Annotated in this window: 15 protein-coding genes; 3 read left to right on the top strand and 12 right to left on the bottom strand. The window is 73.3% G+C overall.

Annotation, left to right across the window (positions count from 1 at the left end):
• Nucleotides 1-29: 29 nt before the first annotated feature.
• The 3 genes from ACTWJ8_RS00925 to ACTWJ8_RS00915 all read right to left on the bottom strand — a co-directional run bounded on the left by ACTWJ8_RS00925 (nt 30) and on the right by ACTWJ8_RS00915 (nt 2,476).
• The gene (locus ACTWJ8_RS00925; RefSeq protein WP_356382231.1) at nt 30-425 is read right to left on the bottom strand and encodes an ATP-binding protein; all 396 of its coding nucleotides are present in this window, start codon (nt 423-425) and stop codon (nt 30-32) included.
• A gap of 68 nt (nt 426-493) precedes the next feature.
• Nucleotides 494-790 (bottom strand): hypothetical protein, encoded by a 297-nt coding sequence (locus ACTWJ8_RS00920; protein ID WP_443262385.1) that lies wholly within the window; start codon nt 788-790, stop codon nt 494-496.
• A gap of 108 nt (nt 791-898) precedes the next feature.
• Entirely contained in the window at nt 899-2,476 is a 1,578-nt protein-coding gene (locus tag ACTWJ8_RS00915; protein WP_443262384.1) for an FMN-binding glutamate synthase family protein, read from the bottom strand.
• A gap of 127 nt (nt 2,477-2,603) precedes the next feature.
• Here ACTWJ8_RS00915 and ACTWJ8_RS00910 point away from each other — a divergent pair, with 127 nt between their 5' ends.
• Nucleotides 2,604-3,299 carry a DUF2470 domain-containing protein gene (locus ACTWJ8_RS00910; protein WP_443262383.1) on the top strand — a complete coding sequence of 232 codons (696 nt, stop codon included), beginning with the start codon at nt 2,604-2,606 and terminating at the stop codon, nt 3,297-3,299.
• Here the strand turns inward: ACTWJ8_RS00910 and ACTWJ8_RS00905 are convergent.
• The 7 genes from ACTWJ8_RS00905 to ACTWJ8_RS00875 form a co-directional block, all read right to left on the bottom strand.
• On the bottom strand, nt 3,280-4,350 hold the full coding sequence (locus ACTWJ8_RS00905; protein WP_443262382.1) for an acyltransferase family protein: 1,071 nt from the start codon (nt 4,348-4,350) through the stop codon (nt 3,280-3,282). The genes ACTWJ8_RS00910 and ACTWJ8_RS00905 overlap by 20 nt on opposite strands.
• 112 nt (nt 4,351-4,462) lie before the next feature.
• A complete protein-coding gene (locus tag ACTWJ8_RS00900) occupies nt 4,463-5,254 on the bottom strand; it encodes an SDR family NAD(P)-dependent oxidoreductase (RefSeq protein WP_443262381.1) in 792 nt (263 codons plus the stop codon).
• A gap of 7 nt (nt 5,255-5,261) precedes the next feature.
• The gene (locus ACTWJ8_RS00895) at nt 5,262-5,930 is read right to left on the bottom strand and encodes a TetR family transcriptional regulator (RefSeq protein WP_443262380.1); all 669 of its coding nucleotides are present in this window, start codon (nt 5,928-5,930) and stop codon (nt 5,262-5,264) included.
• A 67-nt stretch (nt 5,931-5,997) separates the two neighbouring features.
• Nucleotides 5,998-7,041, bottom strand: coding sequence for a PhlD (locus tag ACTWJ8_RS00890; protein WP_356382252.1), 1,044 nt, complete (start codon nt 7,039-7,041; stop codon nt 5,998-6,000).
• A gap of 101 nt (nt 7,042-7,142) precedes the next feature.
• Complete coding sequence (locus ACTWJ8_RS00885; RefSeq protein WP_356382255.1) at nt 7,143-7,964, bottom strand: helix-turn-helix transcriptional regulator; 822 nt, start codon at nt 7,962-7,964, stop codon at nt 7,143-7,145.
• 430 nt (nt 7,965-8,394) lie between these two features.
• On the bottom strand, nt 8,395-9,588 hold the full coding sequence (locus tag ACTWJ8_RS00880) for a DUF4032 domain-containing protein (RefSeq protein ID WP_356382258.1): 1,194 nt from the start codon (nt 9,586-9,588) through the stop codon (nt 8,395-8,397).
• Nucleotides 9,589-9,609: 21 nt separating this feature from the next.
• Nucleotides 9,610-10,563: a Gfo/Idh/MocA family protein gene (locus ACTWJ8_RS00875; RefSeq protein ID WP_443262379.1), complete on the bottom strand. Its 954-nt coding sequence runs from the start codon at nt 10,561-10,563 to the stop codon at nt 9,610-9,612.
• Between the two features lie 169 nt (nt 10,564-10,732).
• On the opposite strand from ACTWJ8_RS00875, the gene ACTWJ8_RS00870 reads away from it, so the two are divergent.
• Together ACTWJ8_RS00870 and ACTWJ8_RS00865 are read left to right on the top strand one after the other, a co-directional pair.
• A complete protein-coding gene (locus tag ACTWJ8_RS00870; protein ID WP_443262377.1) occupies nt 10,733-12,187 on the top strand; it encodes an MFS transporter in 1,455 nt (484 codons plus the stop codon).
• Between the two features lie 4 nt (nt 12,188-12,191).
• Complete coding sequence (locus tag ACTWJ8_RS00865) at nt 12,192-12,761, top strand: TetR/AcrR family transcriptional regulator (protein WP_443262376.1); 570 nt, start codon at nt 12,192-12,194, stop codon at nt 12,759-12,761.
• Between the two features lie 5 nt (nt 12,762-12,766).
• Here the strand turns inward: ACTWJ8_RS00865 and ACTWJ8_RS00860 are convergent, their stop codons facing one another.
• Complete coding sequence (locus ACTWJ8_RS00860) at nt 12,767-14,644, bottom strand: DUF2264 domain-containing protein (protein ID WP_443262375.1); 1,878 nt, start codon at nt 14,642-14,644, stop codon at nt 12,767-12,769.
• Entirely contained in the window at nt 14,641-15,621 is a 981-nt protein-coding gene (locus tag ACTWJ8_RS00855; protein ID WP_443265148.1) for a hydroxyacid dehydrogenase, read from the bottom strand. Before ACTWJ8_RS00855 ends, ACTWJ8_RS00860 begins: the two co-directional genes overlap by 4 nt.
• Between the last annotated feature and the right edge of the window lie 11 nt (nt 15,622-15,632).

Genomic DNA, 15,632 nt, shown 5'->3' with positions numbered 1-15,632 from the left:
CCGGGGCGGTGTACGCGCCGCCCCGGGGGTCAGGCGAGCAGCGCCGTGACCGTCTTGCCGCCCCGCGGGTCGGGCTCGACGCTCCAGCGGCTGGCCAGCGCGTGCACCAGTGCGATGCCGCGCCCCGATTCGGCGGTCCTGGAATCGGGGGCCCGCCGGGGGAGCCCGGGCAGCTCGTCGTGGACCGCCACCGTCAGCCCGCCCGGGTCGAGCCGCAGGCTCATCCGGCAGGAACCGTCGCCGTCCTTGGTGGCGTTGGCCACCAGTTCGGACACCACCAGCTCGGCGTCGGTCGCCCGGTCCCCGTCGTGCGCGGCGAGAAACCGGCGGGTCAGCCGCCGGGCCCAGCGGGCGGCGCCCGAACCCCGCGGCATGAGGAACTCCACGCGCGCGGCGCGCCGTTGGGCGCCCCTCGACGCACGCATGCCGATCACTTCCCTTCGTTCGCGTCCGTACCCTTTCCAGTGCCCCGTACAGACCCGTTCAGACCGGGTCAGCCGCTCTCGGTGGGGTGCGGGTGCGCCAGCGTGTCGAGGAAGCGGTCGAGGGCGGGCGACGAACCGCCGTCGGCGCAGTGGGAGCGCTCCACCTGCGGTATCGGCAACTTCGCCAGCTGCGGTGCGTGGGTTTCCAGGGCCCGGATCATGTGGAGCCGCTCCAGGGCGCGTTCGGCGGCTGAGGAGCGTACGTACTCGATCACTGTCACGCCGAGATGGTCCGCGTGACTGCGGACCGCGGCGTACTCGTCGGGCGTGAACAGCTCCCGCAGGAGCGCAGTACTACCGTCCATGGCGGCATGATGCCGTCCCGTGCCGCGGCGCGCGGGCGGTTGGCATATTCACCCCTCGTTCGCGTGGAGTTGGCGCTGTTCGATGGCGCCAGGCGCGGCGGCCGGCCCTCAGAAGCGATCGGGGTCGGCCGCCGCCCAGTCCGCCGCCCAGGTCACGGGCGGCTGCCCGGTCAGCTCGCCCGGCTCCAGCCAGTCGTGCAGCCGGGCGTACGAGACCGGCATGTCCGCGCCGGTGCGCCGCATCAGCTGGTCCGGGCGGAGCTCGCGCGGGTGCCGGGCGCCCATCGCGGCCATGATCTGCGCCGCGCCGCGCACGGTCGCCTCCTGGTAGTGGCGCACACGCTCGGACTTGTCGTCGACGTCCAGGGCGCGCACGCGGCGCGGGTCCTGCGTCGTCACGCCGACGGGGCAGGTGTTGGTGTGGCAGCGCTGCGCCTGGATGCAGCCGACCGCGAACATCATCGCGCGAGCCGCGTTGGTGAAGTCGGCGCCCTGCACGAGGCGTTTGACGATGTCGGCGCCGGTCGCGACCTTCCCGCTCGCCCCGACCCTGATGTGCTCGCGCAGACCGGTGCCGACGAGCGCGTTGTGGACCGTGATCAGCCCCTCGGTCAGGGGCGTCCCCAGGTGGTCCGCGAACTCGAGCGGCGCGGCGCCCGTGCCGCCCTCCGAGCCGTCCACGACGACGAAGTCCGGCGTCACGCCCTCCGCGGCCATCGCCTTGCACACCGCGAGGAACTGCGCCCGAGACCCCAGGCACAGCTTGAACCCGACCGGCTTGCCGCCCGCGAGCTCCCGCAACTCGGCCAGGAAACGCACCATTTGGCGCGGCGTCTCGAACTCCCGGTGGTACGGCGGCGACACCACCGTCTCGCCCTCCGGCACGTCCCGTACGCGGGCGATCTCCGCGTTGACCTTGCCGCCCGGCAGCACGCCGCCGATGCCGGGCTTCGCGCCCTGCGACAGCTTCAGGGAGACGCACTTGACGTTCTCGTGTGCCGCCTTGTCGGCGAACTCGGCGCGGTCGAAGCGGCCCTCGCGGGTGCGGCAGCCGAAGTAGCCGGTGCCGATCTCCCAGATCAGGTCGCCGCCGTGCGCCAGATGGTGCTCGGACAGGCCGCCCTCGCCGGTGTCGTGCGCGAAACCGCCGAGCGCCGCGCCCTTGTTGAGCGCGCGGATCGCGTTGCTCGACAGGGCACCGAAGCTCATCGCCGACACGTTCAGGAGCGCCATGTCGTACGGGTGGGCGCAGTCGGGCCCGCCGACGCGGACGGTGGGCGGCTCCTCGAACGGGTCGACCGGGAGCAGCGAAGGCACCAGGAACTCGTGCCCGGACGCGTACACGTCGCGCTCGGTGCCGAACGGCTCCTCGGCCTCCACCGCCTTCGCCCGCTCGTACACGATGCTGCGCACGTCCCTGTCGTAGGGCCGCCCGTCGTAGTTGCGCTCGACGAAGTACTGCTGCATCTCCGGGCGCAGCGACTCCATGACGAAGCGCAGATGCCCGAGGACGGGATAGTTGCGCAGCACGGAGTGGCGCGACTGGGTCAGGCCCCACACCCCGAGCGCCGCGAGGGCGAGCAGGGGCCCTGCGGCGAACCACCACCACGGGGACAGCAGCAGCGACAGCGCGAGCGCGGCGAGCGCGCCGACGACGGCGACGAGGAACACGAGGTATCTGCGCACCCGCCGAGTCAATCGCACCGGACGGCACGAGGCGGGCGGCGACACAGGAAGCCGGCGGCGGGGCGGGGTGGACCCCCGTCGATCATCTCGGATAAGTTAGGTGAGGCTTACCTAATGGAGGTTCGGGATGGGTGTCCGACAGATCACTGCCGCCGTGCCCAGCACGGCGGCCCACGCACGCTCCGTGCTCGCCGCCGCGTGGACCTGCGGCGTCTCCACCGACGTGGGACAGGACGACCTCGTCGGCGCGCACTGCGTGGACGACGACGGCACGGTGCGGATCGTGCCGCCGGCCGACAGCGTGCTCGCCGCCGCCGTGCTCTGCGCGCCGCACGGACGGCCCACCGCGCTCCTCGAGTTCGCCGACGCGGCGCCCGTCCCCGTACGGGACCGGGTGCGCGCCCGGGTGTGGCTGTCGGGGGAGCTGGTCCCGGACGGAGATGAGTTGGTGCTGCGCCCCGAGCGCGCGGTTCTGGAGAACCGGGCCGGGCGCGTCGGCATCGACCTCGACGAACTGGCCGCCGCCACGCCCGACCCGCTGGCCCTCGCCGAGCCCAAGCTGCTCACCCATCTCGCCGACGCCCACCCGGAGGCCGTCGAACAGCTCACCCGGCTCATCACGCCGGAGAGCCTGCACGGCGTCGTCCGCGTCCAGCCGCTCGCCGTCGACCGGCACGGCCTGACGCTGCGTCTGGAGCGGGTGCGCGGCCAGGCCGACGTGCGGCTCGCGTTCCACCGGCCCGCCGACGACCTCGGCGCGCTCACCGAACGCATGCACTGCCTGCTGGCCTCGGCGCACCAGATCAGCCGCCGCGGGATGTGACCCGCTCCCGGGGCGCCCCCGCCTGTTCGGGCAGCGCCCTGGCCCGCCCGGAGCCCCGGAACGCCCAGTCCATGCGGGGCTCGACGACGCAGCGGAACACCCGGCGCACCGGCTCCGTGCACAGCGCCGTGACCAGGGCGGTCGCGGCGAGCGTCACGGCCACCTCGCCAAGCGGGCCGTGCAGCCACGGGTGGTCGTACCAGTCCCAGAACCGGGAGGACTTGATGACGAAACCGTGCAGCAGATACGCGTAGACGGTCCCGGTGCCCAGGGCCGTGAACCAGAGCCTGCGGCCCGGCACCCACGCGAGGAAGCACGCCGTCAGCGCGAGGGCCAGGACGAACAGGGCGGGCGTCGCGATCAGACCCACCCACCCGGGCACGCCCCGCCCCTGCACGGCGCCCCGGTGATAGAACCAGCCGGCGTCGAACCACGGCGCCACCCAGTACGCCGCGACCAGGGCCACCGCCCCGACCCCGAGCGCCACCCACCGCACGCGCCACGTCCGGACCCGGGCGACGTGCTCGGGGCGCAACACCAGACCCGCCACGAAGAACGGCAGGAACTGGAGCACCCGCTGGAGCGCCAGGTCACCGCCCGCGCCCGGCCACATCGACACGCCCGTCGCCACGGCGAGCGAGACCAGGACGGGGTGGCGCAGCTGGAGCCAGAGCGGTGTCGTGAGCCGCCACACGAACAGGGCCGCCAGGAACCACATCAGGTACCAGGGGTCCAGCAGGCTGATCGGATACCCCGGATCGTCCTGCGCCCACCGGTAGAACAGCGTGTACGCGACCTCGAACACCACATACGGCACGACGACCCCGGTCACCAGGCGCTTCAGCCGGTGCGGGGCCATGTCGAACGTGCGGGAGAAATAGCCGGAGACGAGGGCGAACGCCGGCATGTGGAAGGCGTAGACCGTGAGATACAGCGCCGTCACCGCGCGGGAGCCGTAGGTCAGCGGCTCCCACGCGTGCCCGCAGGCCACGAGGACGATCGTCAGGAACTTGACGTTGTCGAAGTAGGACTCGCGAGCCTGCGCTGCCATTGCCTGCCTTGTGCCCTCCACATCGGGACGGTCCGGGTCCCTTCGCCCGTACCCCTCGCAGACCGTTCCATGAGAGGAGATGTGACACAAGCGGCGTATGCGGCGCGGCGGATCAGACGGCGGTGTACGCGCCGTCCACCAGGTGGTAGCTGCCCGCGACGAAGGAGGCGCGGTCCGAGAGTAGGAACGCGATCAGCTCGGCGACCTCCTCGGAGTGGCCGAGGCGGCCCGCCGGGTGCAGCGCGACGAGACCGTCGTAGGCGGCCTTGTTCATCTCCTTGAGGAGCGGGGTGTCGATGAAGCCGGGGCCGACGGCGTTGACGCGGATGCCCTTCGCGGCGTACTCGGCGGCGGCCGTCTTCGTCAGGCCGACCACGCCGTGCTTCGCGGCGACGTACGCGGGCGACCCCGCGAAGCCGACCGAGCCGAGGATCGAGGCGACGTTCACGATCGCGCCGCCCTTGCCCGCGGCCTCGATGGCGGGAATCTCGTAGCGCATGCTGTAGAACACACCGTCAAGATTCGTCCGCACGACGCGGTTGTAGACATCGATGTCGTACTCGCCGGTGGGCGCGCTCGCGCCGCCGATGCCGGCGTTGTTCACGGCCAGGTCGAGACCGCCGAAGGTGTCGACGGAGAACCGGACGGCCGCCTCGACGGACGCCGGGTCGGTCACGTCGAGGGCGACGGTGGCGGCCTTCAGGCCCTCCGCCTTCAGCGCGTCGGCGGCCTCCTGGGCGCCCTTCTCGTTGTAGTCGGCGATGACGACATTGGCGCCGCCGAGGCCCAGGCGACGGGCGGTGGCCAGGCCGATGCCGGAGGCCGCGCCGGTGACGAGGGCGGTCTTCCCTGCGAACTCGGCGGCGTAGTCGGTCACGGAGCCGGTGGTGGGGGTGGTGCTCATGATGCGTTCACCTTCTGGTTGCGACGTCGGGGGCCGCCGCGGCGGCGGCCTCCGTGATGAGGGCGTCGTAGGCCCGCGCGACCAGAGCGGCGAGGTCTTCGGCGTCCGTGCCCGCGCCGCGCGCCCAGGTGCGCAGCGCGGCGGTCAGTACTCCGGCGGCGGCGCCGACCACGACCTCGGGACGCGGGTCCCGGGCCGGGTCGGTGCCGAGCCGGTCGGCGATGATGCGTACGGACTCGTCCTGGGCGTCGACCCGGATCCGCTCGTACGCGGCGAACAGGGCGGGCTCCGCGTCCACGACGGCGTACAGCTCGCGCAGCCGTGGGCGGTGGTGCCAGCCGGGGCTCTCGCGGTCGGCGAGGTAGTCGGCGACCGCGCCCCGGTAGGCGAGCAGAGGCGGCTCGTCGGCGGGGCGGGCGCGCAGCGCCGCGTTGATCCCCGCGCCGTCGGCGCGCGTGAAGTCGAGCGCCGCGTCCTCCTTGCCCGCGAAGTGCCGGCTGAAGGTGCGGCGTGTGACGTCCGCGCGCTCGGCGATGGCCTCGACGGTCACCTCGGCGAGCCCGCGCTCGAGGACCAGCTCCACGGCGGCCTCCGCGAGCGCCTCGCGCGTCCGCAGGGCCTTGGCCTGCCGGCGGTCGCCGGCGGGTCGGGAGCCGGTGGCCTCGTTCGCCTTCATGTCTTCGACTGTACACCTTCGTGTCCCATTGGGACATGTGTCCCGCCGGGACATCTTGAGGGCGGGATCAGGAGGCGTGCCAGTGGCCGTGGAGCGCGGCGGTGGTGAACCCGGGCCCGTAGGCCACTACGGTGCCGCGGGCCCCTGCGGGCGGCGGCTCCTGGTGGGTGCGCTCGAGGACGCGCAGGACGCTGACGCCGCCCAGGTTCCCCTCGTCGGTGAGCGTCGCGGTGGAGTGGCGGGCGTCGTCGCCGTCGAGGCCGAGTGCCGCCGCGGTGTCCGCGATGATGCGGGGGCTGCCCGGATGGATCACCGCGAACTCGGTGGGCCGCGCGCCCAGCCAGTCGGTGAGCGCCGGCAGCGTCCGGGTGAAGGCGGCGCGGCCCTGCTTGGTGGCGTCGAAGTGCAGCCCGTCCGCGGTGATCCGGCCACCCAGCTGTCCCGCCGTGTCGGGCAGCACGTGCTCGAAGCCGTCCTCGTACGCGAAGCCGGGGCCGAGCGGTTCGTCGCTGACGACGGCGGCACCGGCCGAGTCGCCGAACAGCGCCTTGTAGATCATCGCGTCGATGCCGGTGTCGCTGTGGTGGTACACGGCGGAGATCACCTCTGCGGCGACGACGAGCACCTTGCTGCCCGGCCGCGCCGCCACCATCTCCGCCGCCCGGATCAGGCACTTGGTGCCGCCCGTGCAGGCCAGCGACGTGTGGGCGAGGGAGCGTGCGGTGGGGCGCAGGCCGAGACGGGTCATCAGGTGGACGTCGAGGTTGGGCGTGGCCCAGCCGGTGGAGTGGGTGGTGACGATGCCGTCGAGGTCGCTCGCTCTCAGGCCGGCCGCCTCGATGGCGGAGGTGGCGGCCCGCTCGGCGAGTTCGAGCGCGTCGGCGAAGGCGGTGCGGGCGCGCTCGGCGATGCCGGCCTCGCCCGCGACCGTGGGGGAGTCGAGGGGGCGGGCGAAGTAGCGGGTCGACACCCCGCATCCCTGGACGGCGCGCACCGCGGCGGATATCCGGGGGTGGCCCGGGTGGCGTGAACGTATGTCGTCGGCTATCTCGTCCGTGGTCACCTTGTGGGGACCGAGGACGGTGTGCGGCATCGAGACGTAGGCGGGCATGGGTGTCTCCCACGGGGCTGAAGGGGGCTGTGGGGGGCTTGTTCAACCTACGTGGCGATGCCGCGTCTGCCCACGGGCAGGTGGTGCGGGAGGGGCGGAATTCAGCCTGCGCGCAGGGCGGGGTTCCTGGGGTGGGCGCGGCGCACGCCCGGATGGAAGACGAGGATCATCAGGCGCGCGCCCGGTGTGGTGAGCGGCTGCGCGGCGCACATCGTCGCCCAGCCGGGGCCGAGCCGTGCGTGCAGCAGCGGCCGTTCGTCGCCGTCGGGGTGCATCGCGGAGCCGCCCGACTCGTAGATCGGCGCCGCGTCCGGGTCGGCGAGGACCTCCTTCTCGATCTGCGCGAGCGTGTCGTCGTCGGGGCGCGCCGCGAGCGCGGCGCGCAACTGGGGCAGCAGCAGCGGCGCCCACGCGTTCTGCCAGTCCACGAGCATGTGGCGGGCGTGCGGGTCGAGCAGCATCCAGCGCATGGTGTTCGCCGGGGGCCTGTGGTCCGGGAACAGCTCCGTGAACGCCTTGTTGCACGCCAGCAGGTCCCAGGACGAGTCGGAGACGTACGCGATGTGGTTGATGCCGTCGACCGCCTCCTGCCACACGCCGGGGATCTCCTTGCCCGACGTCGGGTACAGCGGCCCCGGCGGATCCTGGAGCAGCGCGTAGCGGCACAGCAGCACCCACTCCTGCTCGTTCAGGCCGAACAGGCGCGCCACGTCCCGCAGGAGCTCCGCGGGCGCGTTCGGGTACGTGCCCGACTCCAGGCGGTGGTAGGTGCCGATCGTGCGGTGCAGGAGCTGATCGACCTGGTGCTGGGACAGGCCCGGCGCGCGGCGCCCCTGTCCCGTGGGTCTGCTGAAGCCATGGGATTCGGGGGCTATGAGGGCGCGCCGTTCACGGAGCAGGGCGCGAAGCGCCTTCTTGTTCATGGTGGGTAATCCCTCGTTGTTCACGCCGGGTTGAGCGGCAGCAGTCTAAATAGTCCCAAGGTCTTTGGTAATAAACATTGCCCGAAGAAAACGATCAGACGGTGCGTCATGATGGACGAAGCTGGGTTGCCCACCTGCGGGTTTCCTCGTCCGTGCGCACGACGGCACGGCGCAGCGGCACATGTGCCGGGCCACTCGAAAATGGCCGAAATTTCCCGCTGCGGGTAACCCGGAAGCCTCTGCAGCCGTTCAGCAGGTGCGAGTGGGGCCGGGCCACCAATTGAGTTCGATGTGGCCGGAAAATGCGTTGTGAGACGCAAACGCCCACACTCGTCCGGGCGGCCGGTGGAGGTCACTGGCTGCGGTCGGTGCCGTCACTCGCCATCACGTAGCGGCCACGGCACCGACCGCGCCCGGTACCGGGCGCGGGTCAGCCACCGTTCTTGTGCACGTTCCGCACGTAGTCGTCGGCCGCCGCGTCGAGCCCGATGTCGTGCTGGGCCCGCTCCGACAAGTACCAGCGGTGCTCCAGGAGTTGGTGGTACAGCTCCGCCGGGTCCATCGGGGACGGCACCCGGTCGCGCACGGCCCGCACGGTGGGCCGGAACACGTCGCGGACCCAGCGGTGGGCGAGCACCTCGGGGCGCGCGTCGGCCGCGTCCTCCTGCGTCGCCATCCACGCCTCCAGATCGTTCAGCAACCGCCGCGCCTGGTTCTCCTCGGCGTCCATTCCGGTCAGCCGGAGCAACTGGCGCTGGTGGTGCCCCGCGTCGACGACCTTCGGCACGAACGTGACGGTGTCACCGTGCGGGGAGCGGGAGATCTGCATCTCGGCCACGTCGAAGCCCAGATCGTTCAGGCGGCGGATGCGGCGCTCCATGTAGTGGTGCTTGCCCGCCGGATACACCGACGTGCGCGTCAGCTCGGACCACAGGTCGGTGTACCGCTGGACGATCTCCGTGCCGAACTCGATCGGGTCGATCGACGGGTGCAGCGCGCCGGACGCCTCCAGGTCGAGCATCTCGCCCGCGATGTTCACGCGCGCCAGATCGATGTCGTACTCCCGCTGCCCGTCGCTCAGTTGGGGGTGCAGCTCGCCCGTCTCCGCGTCCACCAGATAGGCGGCGTACGCGCCCGCGTCCCGGCGGAACAGGGTGTTCGACAGCGAGCAGTCGCCCCAGGCGAACCCGGCGAGGTGCAGCCGGACGAGGAGCACCGCGAGGGCGTCCATCAGGCGGTGCACCGTCTTCGGCCGCAGCGTCGTCTCGAACATCGAGCGGTACGGCTGCGAACCGCCCAGGTGCCGCGTGATCAGCACCGGTTCGAGCGGATGGCCCGCGGCGTCCTCGCGGCCCGTGACGACGGCGAGCGGGTCCACCGCGGGGATGCCCAACCGGTCGAGCGTGCGCAGCAGTTCGTACTCGCGCAGCGCCGGACGCTCCGCCAGCTCCTTGACGGCGACGACCTCGTCCCCGGCCCGCGCGTAGCGCACCACGTGCCGCGAGATGCCGCGCGGCAGCGGCACCAGGTACTCCTCCGGCCACTCCTCCAGCGGGATGTGCCAGGGCAGGGCGAGCAGGAGCACCGGGTGCTCGGGGTTGGTGGCGCTGATCTCGAGCGGCATGGCCACCAGCGTAAACGGGGCCTACTGGGCGGGTCCCGGTTCCGGGCGTCCCGATGCGAGCGAGCGCTCCGCCGCTGTGAGGATCGCCGTGAGCCGCAGGCCGAACCGGGCGTCGCACGGGTGCGGTGTGCCGCCGCGCGCCGCCTCCAGGAGCGAGTCGACGGCCGACGCGAGCGCCTCCGGCGCGGTGCCGCGGCCCGCCGGCATCGTCGACACGCCGTGTGTGCCGCGGAGTTCGACGACGGTGCCGCCCGCCGCCGGGGGAGTGGTCAGGCTCAGCGTCGCCGTGCTGGAAGCGCCGCCGGTGTGCCGCAGCACGAGATGGACCGTGTCGCCGGGCCCCGCGTGCGCCGCCACGGATGTCACGTCGCCGAGGATCGGCAGGAGCACCGACAGGGCGTGCGGGCCCACGTCCCACAGGGCGCCGCGCTCGGCCCGCCACGGCGTCGTGGCCCGCACGTGCGCGTCGTCGCCGGGCGTGTACAGCGCGCCGAACCAGTCGGCGCGGGCCGTGAACCAGCCGTCGGCGGCGGCCTGTTCGGCGATCCACGGCGCGGTGAGCGGGGCGTGCCGCAGCGTGCAGAACACGGTCGACGCGACGCCCGCGGCCTCCGCAGCGTCGACGACCGCGCGCGCCTCGTCGGGCCGGGTGGCCAGCGGCTTGTCGAGGAGCAGATGGCAGCCCGCCGCCGCGGCCCGCGCGGCGAGCGGCGCCTGCACGTCCGGCGGCACCGCGAACGCCACGGCGTCGCACGCCGCGAACAGCGCGTCCACGTCGTCGTACGCCGACGTGCCGTGCGCCCGCGCGAGTTCGGCCGCGGCGTCCAGGCGGCGCCCCCAGACGCCGACGAGGTCGACGGCCTTGTGGTCCGCCAGCGTGGGCGCGTATGTGCGATGGGCCCAGGGGCCCGTGCCGACGAGCCCGAAGCGCACGGGGACGGTCGAGTCTGCGGAGGACGCGGTGGAGGAGGTCATGGGCGGCAGTATCGGCCCTGTGGATGGCCCCTGCACAGAGGACGGGGCCAGGGGGTGCAGACAGGGCGCGCGGTTCGGTGAATACTGATTCACCGAACGGGGTGAACACGCATTCACCCCGACCCGCACGCCACGGAACGGCCCCGCCCGACCCTGCGACCGGAGACCGATGAACCCCGCCCCGATACCGGCGGCGCGCCCGCGCGAGCGGCTCGCCGTGCCCGTGCTCGCCTTCGGCGGCATCCTCATGGCGGTCATGCAGACCGTCGTCGTCCCCCTCCTTCCCGACCTGCCGCGTCTGACCGGCGCCTCGCCCGCCGCCGTCTCCTGGATGGTCACCGCGACCCTGCTCGCCGGCGCCGTCCTCACTCCGGTCCTCGGCCGGGCCGGCGACATGTACGGCAAGCGGCGCGTGCTGCTCATCGCGCTCGCCCTGATGACCGTCGGCTCGGTGCTGTGCGCGGTCACCTCGGACATCCGCGTCCTCATCGCCGCCCGCGCGCTCCAGGGCGCCGCTGCCGCCGTCGTCCCGCTGTCCATCAGCATCCTGCGCGACGAACTCCCGCCGCACCGCACCGGATCCGCCGTCGCCCTGATGAGCTCAACGGTCGGCGTAGGCGCCGGGCTCGGCCTGCCGCTCGCCGCGCTCATCGTCCAGTACGCAGACTGGCACGTCATGTTCTGGGCCACCAGTGCCCTCGGCGCCCTCGGGCTCGGCCTCGCCTGGTGGGCGGTGCGCGAATCGCCGCTCCGCTCCCCGGGACGCTTCGACGCGCTCGGCACCCTGGGGCTGGCCTCCGGGCTCGTCTGCCTGCTGCTCGGCGTCTCGCAGGGCGGCCAGTGGGGCTGGTCGAGCCCCGCCGTCGTCGGCCTGTTCGCGGGCGCCGTCGTCATCCTCTGCCTGTGGGCGTGGCAGCAACTGCGCACCGAAAGGCCCCTGGTGGACCTGCGGCTCGCCGTCGGCCGCCGGGTCGGACTGCCGCACGTCGCGGCCCTGCTCACCGGCTTCGCGTTCTACGCCAACTCCCTCGTGACGGCGCAACTCGTGCAGGCGCCCGCCGCCACCGGCTACGGACTCGGCCTGTCCATCGTCGCCACCGGCCTGTGCATGCTGCCCAGCGGCCTCATCATGCTGCTCTTCTCACCGGTGTCGGCCCGCATCTCCACCGCGCGCGGCCCCCGCGTCACCCTCGCCATCGGCGGCGTCGTCCTCGCCCTCGGCTACGCGGTCCGCATCGCCGACAGCACCGATCTGTGGGTGATCCTCGTCGGCGCCGCCGTGGTCTCCACCGGCACCACCCTCGCCTACTCGGCGCTGCCCACCCTGATCCTGCGCGCCGTCCCCGCCGACGCGACGGCCTCCGCGAACGGCGTCAACGTCCTGATGCGCACCATCGGGCAGGCCGTCTCCAGCGCCGCCGTCGCCGCCGTGCTCGTCCACCACTCCACATGGGTCGGCGGCGCCGAAGTGCCGACCCTGCACGGCTACCAGCTGGCCTTCGCCATGGCGGGCACCGTCGCCCTGGTCGCCGCGGCGGTCGCCCTGGCCGTCCCGTCCGACGGCTCGGGAGGACGGTCCGTGACCGGCGCACCCGCCCGCACGGCGATGCCGAAAGGAGCCTGAGGCGATGGCCGCGACGCCCGGCACGGGACGCCGCGACGCCGAGGAGACCAAGGGCGCCATCATCAGGGTGGCCCGGCATCTGCTCGCCCGGCACGCGCACGGCGACATCACCCTGAAGGCCGTCGCCGACCGGGCGGGCGTCAGCCCGCCGCTCGTCCTCAAGTACTTCGGCAGTAAAGACGCCCTGTTCTCCCGCGTCATGGACTTCGAGGACGACGTCGACGCGATCCTCGACGCGCCCCTCGCGGACCTCGGCCGCCACATGGTGCGCCACGTCCTGACCGGCCAGGCCGAGCGGGGCGCCGACCCGATCCTGCGCATCGTCTTCGCCCCGCTGCACGGCGCACAGGGCGACATCCTGCGCACCAACTTCCGTACGCAGGTCTGCGCCCGCCTCGCCGAACGGCTGCCGGGCGCCGACGCCGGCCTGCGCGCCGAACTCGCCGTGGCCCACCTCCTCGGCCTCGGTGTGATGTACGGCATCGCCCGCGGCCCGCACGTACGGGCCGCGGACATCGAGGCGGTCGTCGAGCGCTGCGGACCCGCGGTGCAGGCCCAGCTGACGCCGCCCTGAGCCCCTCAGCCGTGCCGCACGTCGACCGGCTCGAAGGAGACGACCGTGCGTGCCCCGTCGGCCCAGGAGACCGTCAGCTCGTCGTGCGCGAACGCCACGTCGGACACCGCGCCGTCGACGCCGCCCCCGCCCTCATCCGTACCCAGCGAGGCGAGCGCCGCGAACACCGCCGTCCCCTCGACGCCCGCCGAGAGCCGCGGCACCCGCACCCACGGCTCGTACGCCGTGCCCTGCGGCGCCCGCACCGCGTCGCGCTCCTCCCAGCCGCGCAGGCCCACCAGCTCCGAACGCAGCGCGTCCGTCGCCCAGCCGGTGAGCGTCACGCGCGCCCCGTGCGGGGCACCGACCACCCGGTGGACCCGCAGCTCGTACGCGCCCCGCGCCACGGTGACGCTCTCCACGCGCAGGCCCGGCACCATCGGCGGGCCCGACGTGAACACCGGGCGGTGCCAGGACGCGGCCCAGCCCCAGCCGTCGCCGTGCCCCGCGCCCAGCGGGTGGATGCGGCGCCGCACGCTGCCGACGCCCGCGCACTCGACCGACAGATGGTTGTCCGCCGCGTTGGCCCGCGACGTGGGACCGGTGTGCGTGGAGTAGGCCTGCCGCGCGTAGTGCGGGTCGACCTGGTCGGCCTGCTCGCCCTCGAACGGCCGCACGTGGTCGCTGCCGTGGTTGTGCAGCCGCACGATGCCGTCCGCCCGCGTCGACTGCACCAGCAGCCCCGGCGCGGGCAGCGCGAGCACCCGGTCGGGGCCCTCCACCGGAGCCGCCTCCTCGGTCGCCGTCCACAGCGGGTCGTCCTCGCCCGCGAGCAGCGCCACGAACCCCTTCGACGCCCAGTACGGCGACGCCGGACCCGAGTAGTGCTGCAACGTCGCGTCGTGCGGTCCGTGCCAGCCGAGGCTGAGCAGACCCTCGTCCGTGACGCCGCCCCGGTCCAGGAAGTGCCGCAGGTTCCCGCTGATGAGCCGGCGCGAGACGCCGGGGGACAGCGGCGTGTGACCGGTGACCGCGCCGATGCCGACCGCCGCCGACGCCGCGAACCGGTACGTGAGCGAGCGCCCGAAGTGGATCGGCGCCCCGTCCCCGCCGAACAGCAGCGAGAACCCCTCCAGATGCTCGCGCAGCCGCGGCCCGACCCGCGCGGACAGCGCCCGGTCGCCCGCCAGATGCGCGTGCAGCAGCGGATACAGGTGCAGCGCCCACCCGTTGTAGTGGTCGAACGCCCGGCCGTCGCCGTCCCGGTACCAGCCGTCGCCCTCGTACCATCCCTCCAACAGGTCGAGCGCCCGCTGCATCGCCCGGCCCGTCGCCGCGTCGGCCCGGCCGACCGACTCCAGGAACGACGCCACCATGAACGGGAACAGGTACCAGTTGTTCGGCGCCGGGGTGTGCGTGATCGCGCCGCGCAGCCATTTCTCGGCCCGGTCCTGCACATCGCCGTCGAGCCGGTCCCACAGCCACGGCCGGGTCAGCGACAGGCCGAGCGCCACCGACGCGGACTCCACCATCGGCTGGCCCTGCACGTGGTGGTCGAGGATCAGCGGCCAGGACTCGGCGTCGTCACGGCCCGGCGTCCTGGTGCCGGCCGCGAGACCGCCCGCGTACCGGTCGAGCCAGCCGTGCGGGTCCTTGCCCTGGGCGCCCGCGATCCGGAAGCCGGCCGCGAGGAACGTACGGGCGTAGCCCTCGAGGCCGTCGGAGCGGACGCCGGACCCGGAGGGCCTGCCCGGCAGGTCGAGCAGCGCGCCCTCGGGCGTCGCCCACCGCCAGGCCGCCCCGAGCAGCCCGTCGGCGACGGCCTCCCAGTGCGCACGCGTGAAACCGGTGTACGGGCTCAACTCCCGGTCGTCGTCGGGGAGATCGAACGGCATCGTGGTCATGCGAGGAACGCCAGCCTTTCGGGTCGTACGGGATGGGCGAAGCCGTCGCCCGCGGCCCAGCGCGCCACTTCGCCGACGGCGGTGTCGGCGAGGCGCTGCCACTCGCTGCCCTGGGACCCGGCGAGGTGCGGCGTGATCAGCGCGTGCGGGCAGTCCCACAGCGGGTGGTCGGCGGGCAGCACCTCCGGGTCCGTCACGTCGAGCACCGCGCGGATCCGGCCCGCGCAGACCACGTCGGTCAGGGCGTCCTGGTCGACGACGGCGCCCCGCGCGGTGTTGATCAGCGTGGCGCCCGGCCGCATCGAGCTGAGCAGCTCCCGGCTGACCAGGCCGACCGTGGCGGGCAGCAGCGGCGTGTGGACACTGAGCAGATCGCTGCGCGTGAACAGCTCGGGCAGCGACACCCGCTCCACGCCGAGCTCCGCCATGTCCGCGTCCGAGACGTACGGATCGTGCAGCAGGACCTCGAAGTCGAAGGGCCGAAGGAGTTCCACCACCCGTCGGCCGATCAGCGAGGCGGACAGGAGGCCCACGGTGCGGCGGTAGTTGCCCACCTCGTGCGAGGTGAGCAGCCAGTCGCCGCGCTCCCGGGTGCTCCGGAAGTCGCGGGCGCGCTCCAGGACGTGCTTTCCGTGCAGCAGGATCATCGCGAGGGTGTACTCGGCGACCGGCAGCGCGTTGGCCGCGGCCGCCGACGACACCGCGATGCCCCGCTCCCAGCAGGCCTCGGTGACGTGTCCGCGCACCGAACCCGCCGAGTGCACGACGGCCTTGAGTGCGGGCGCCGCCGCCAGCACGGCCTCGTCGAGCGGTGGACAGCCCCAGCCGGTGACCAGCACCTCGACGTCGGCGAGCAGCTCCTTCGCCCGCGGCGTCGTGAGGTCGTCGAGCACGGGCAGGGGCGCGAGGTCGCAGACCTCCGTGAGCGCGGCCATGGACCGCGGCGTGAAGACGGCCGCCGCGGCCTGGGGGGACATGGCCAACGCCA

This window comes from Streptomyces sp. SDT5-1 (genome assembly GCF_052245995.1).
GTDB lineage: Bacteria > Actinomycetota > Actinomycetes > Streptomycetales > Streptomycetaceae > Streptomyces.
The sequence above is the reverse complement of the archived record's forward strand: the minus strand, read 5'-3'. Positions and strand labels throughout refer to the sequence as shown.

Bases quoted from the DNA above. Each gene is read 5' to 3' on its own strand.
- ACTWJ8_RS00925 (WP_356382231.1), bottom strand. From the start codon at position 425: ATGCGTGCGTCGAGGGGCGCCCAACGGCGCGCCGCGCGCGTGGAGTTC.
- ACTWJ8_RS00920 (WP_443262385.1), bottom strand. From the start codon at position 790: ATGGACGGTAGTACTGCGCTCCTGCGGGAGCTGTTCACGCCCGACGAG.
- ACTWJ8_RS00910 (WP_443262383.1), top strand. From the start codon at position 2,604: ATGGGTGTCCGACAGATCACTGCCGCCGTGCCCAGCACGGCGGCCCAC.
- ACTWJ8_RS00905 (WP_443262382.1), bottom strand. From the start codon at position 4,350: ATGGCAGCGCAGGCTCGCGAGTCCTACTTCGACAACGTCAAGTTCCTG.
- ACTWJ8_RS00900 (WP_443262381.1), bottom strand. From the start codon at position 5,254: ATGAGCACCACCCCCACCACCGGCTCCGTGACCGACTACGCCGCCGAG.
- ACTWJ8_RS00895 (WP_443262380.1), bottom strand. From the start codon at position 5,930: ATGAAGGCGAACGAGGCCACCGGCTCCCGACCCGCCGGCGACCGCCGG.
- ACTWJ8_RS00890 (WP_356382252.1), bottom strand. From the start codon at position 7,041: ATGCCCGCCTACGTCTCGATGCCGCACACCGTCCTCGGTCCCCACAAG.
- ACTWJ8_RS00885 (WP_356382255.1), bottom strand. From the start codon at position 7,964: ATGAACAAGAAGGCGCTTCGCGCCCTGCTCCGTGAACGGCGCGCCCTC.
- ACTWJ8_RS00880 (WP_356382258.1), bottom strand. From the start codon at position 9,588: ATGCCGCTCGAGATCAGCGCCACCAACCCCGAGCACCCGGTGCTCCTG.
- ACTWJ8_RS00875 (WP_443262379.1), bottom strand. From the start codon at position 10,563: ATGACCTCCTCCACCGCGTCCTCCGCAGACTCGACCGTCCCCGTGCGC.
- ACTWJ8_RS00870 (WP_443262377.1), top strand. From the start codon at position 10,733: ATGAACCCCGCCCCGATACCGGCGGCGCGCCCGCGCGAGCGGCTCGCC.
- ACTWJ8_RS00865 (WP_443262376.1), top strand. From the start codon at position 12,192: ATGGCCGCGACGCCCGGCACGGGACGCCGCGACGCCGAGGAGACCAAG.
- ACTWJ8_RS00860 (WP_443262375.1), bottom strand. From the start codon at position 14,644: ATGACCACGATGCCGTTCGATCTCCCCGACGACGACCGGGAGTTGAGC.
- ACTWJ8_RS00855 (WP_443265148.1), bottom strand. From the start codon at position 15,621: ATGTCCCCCCAGGCCGCGGCGGCCGTCTTCACGCCGCGGTCCATGGCC.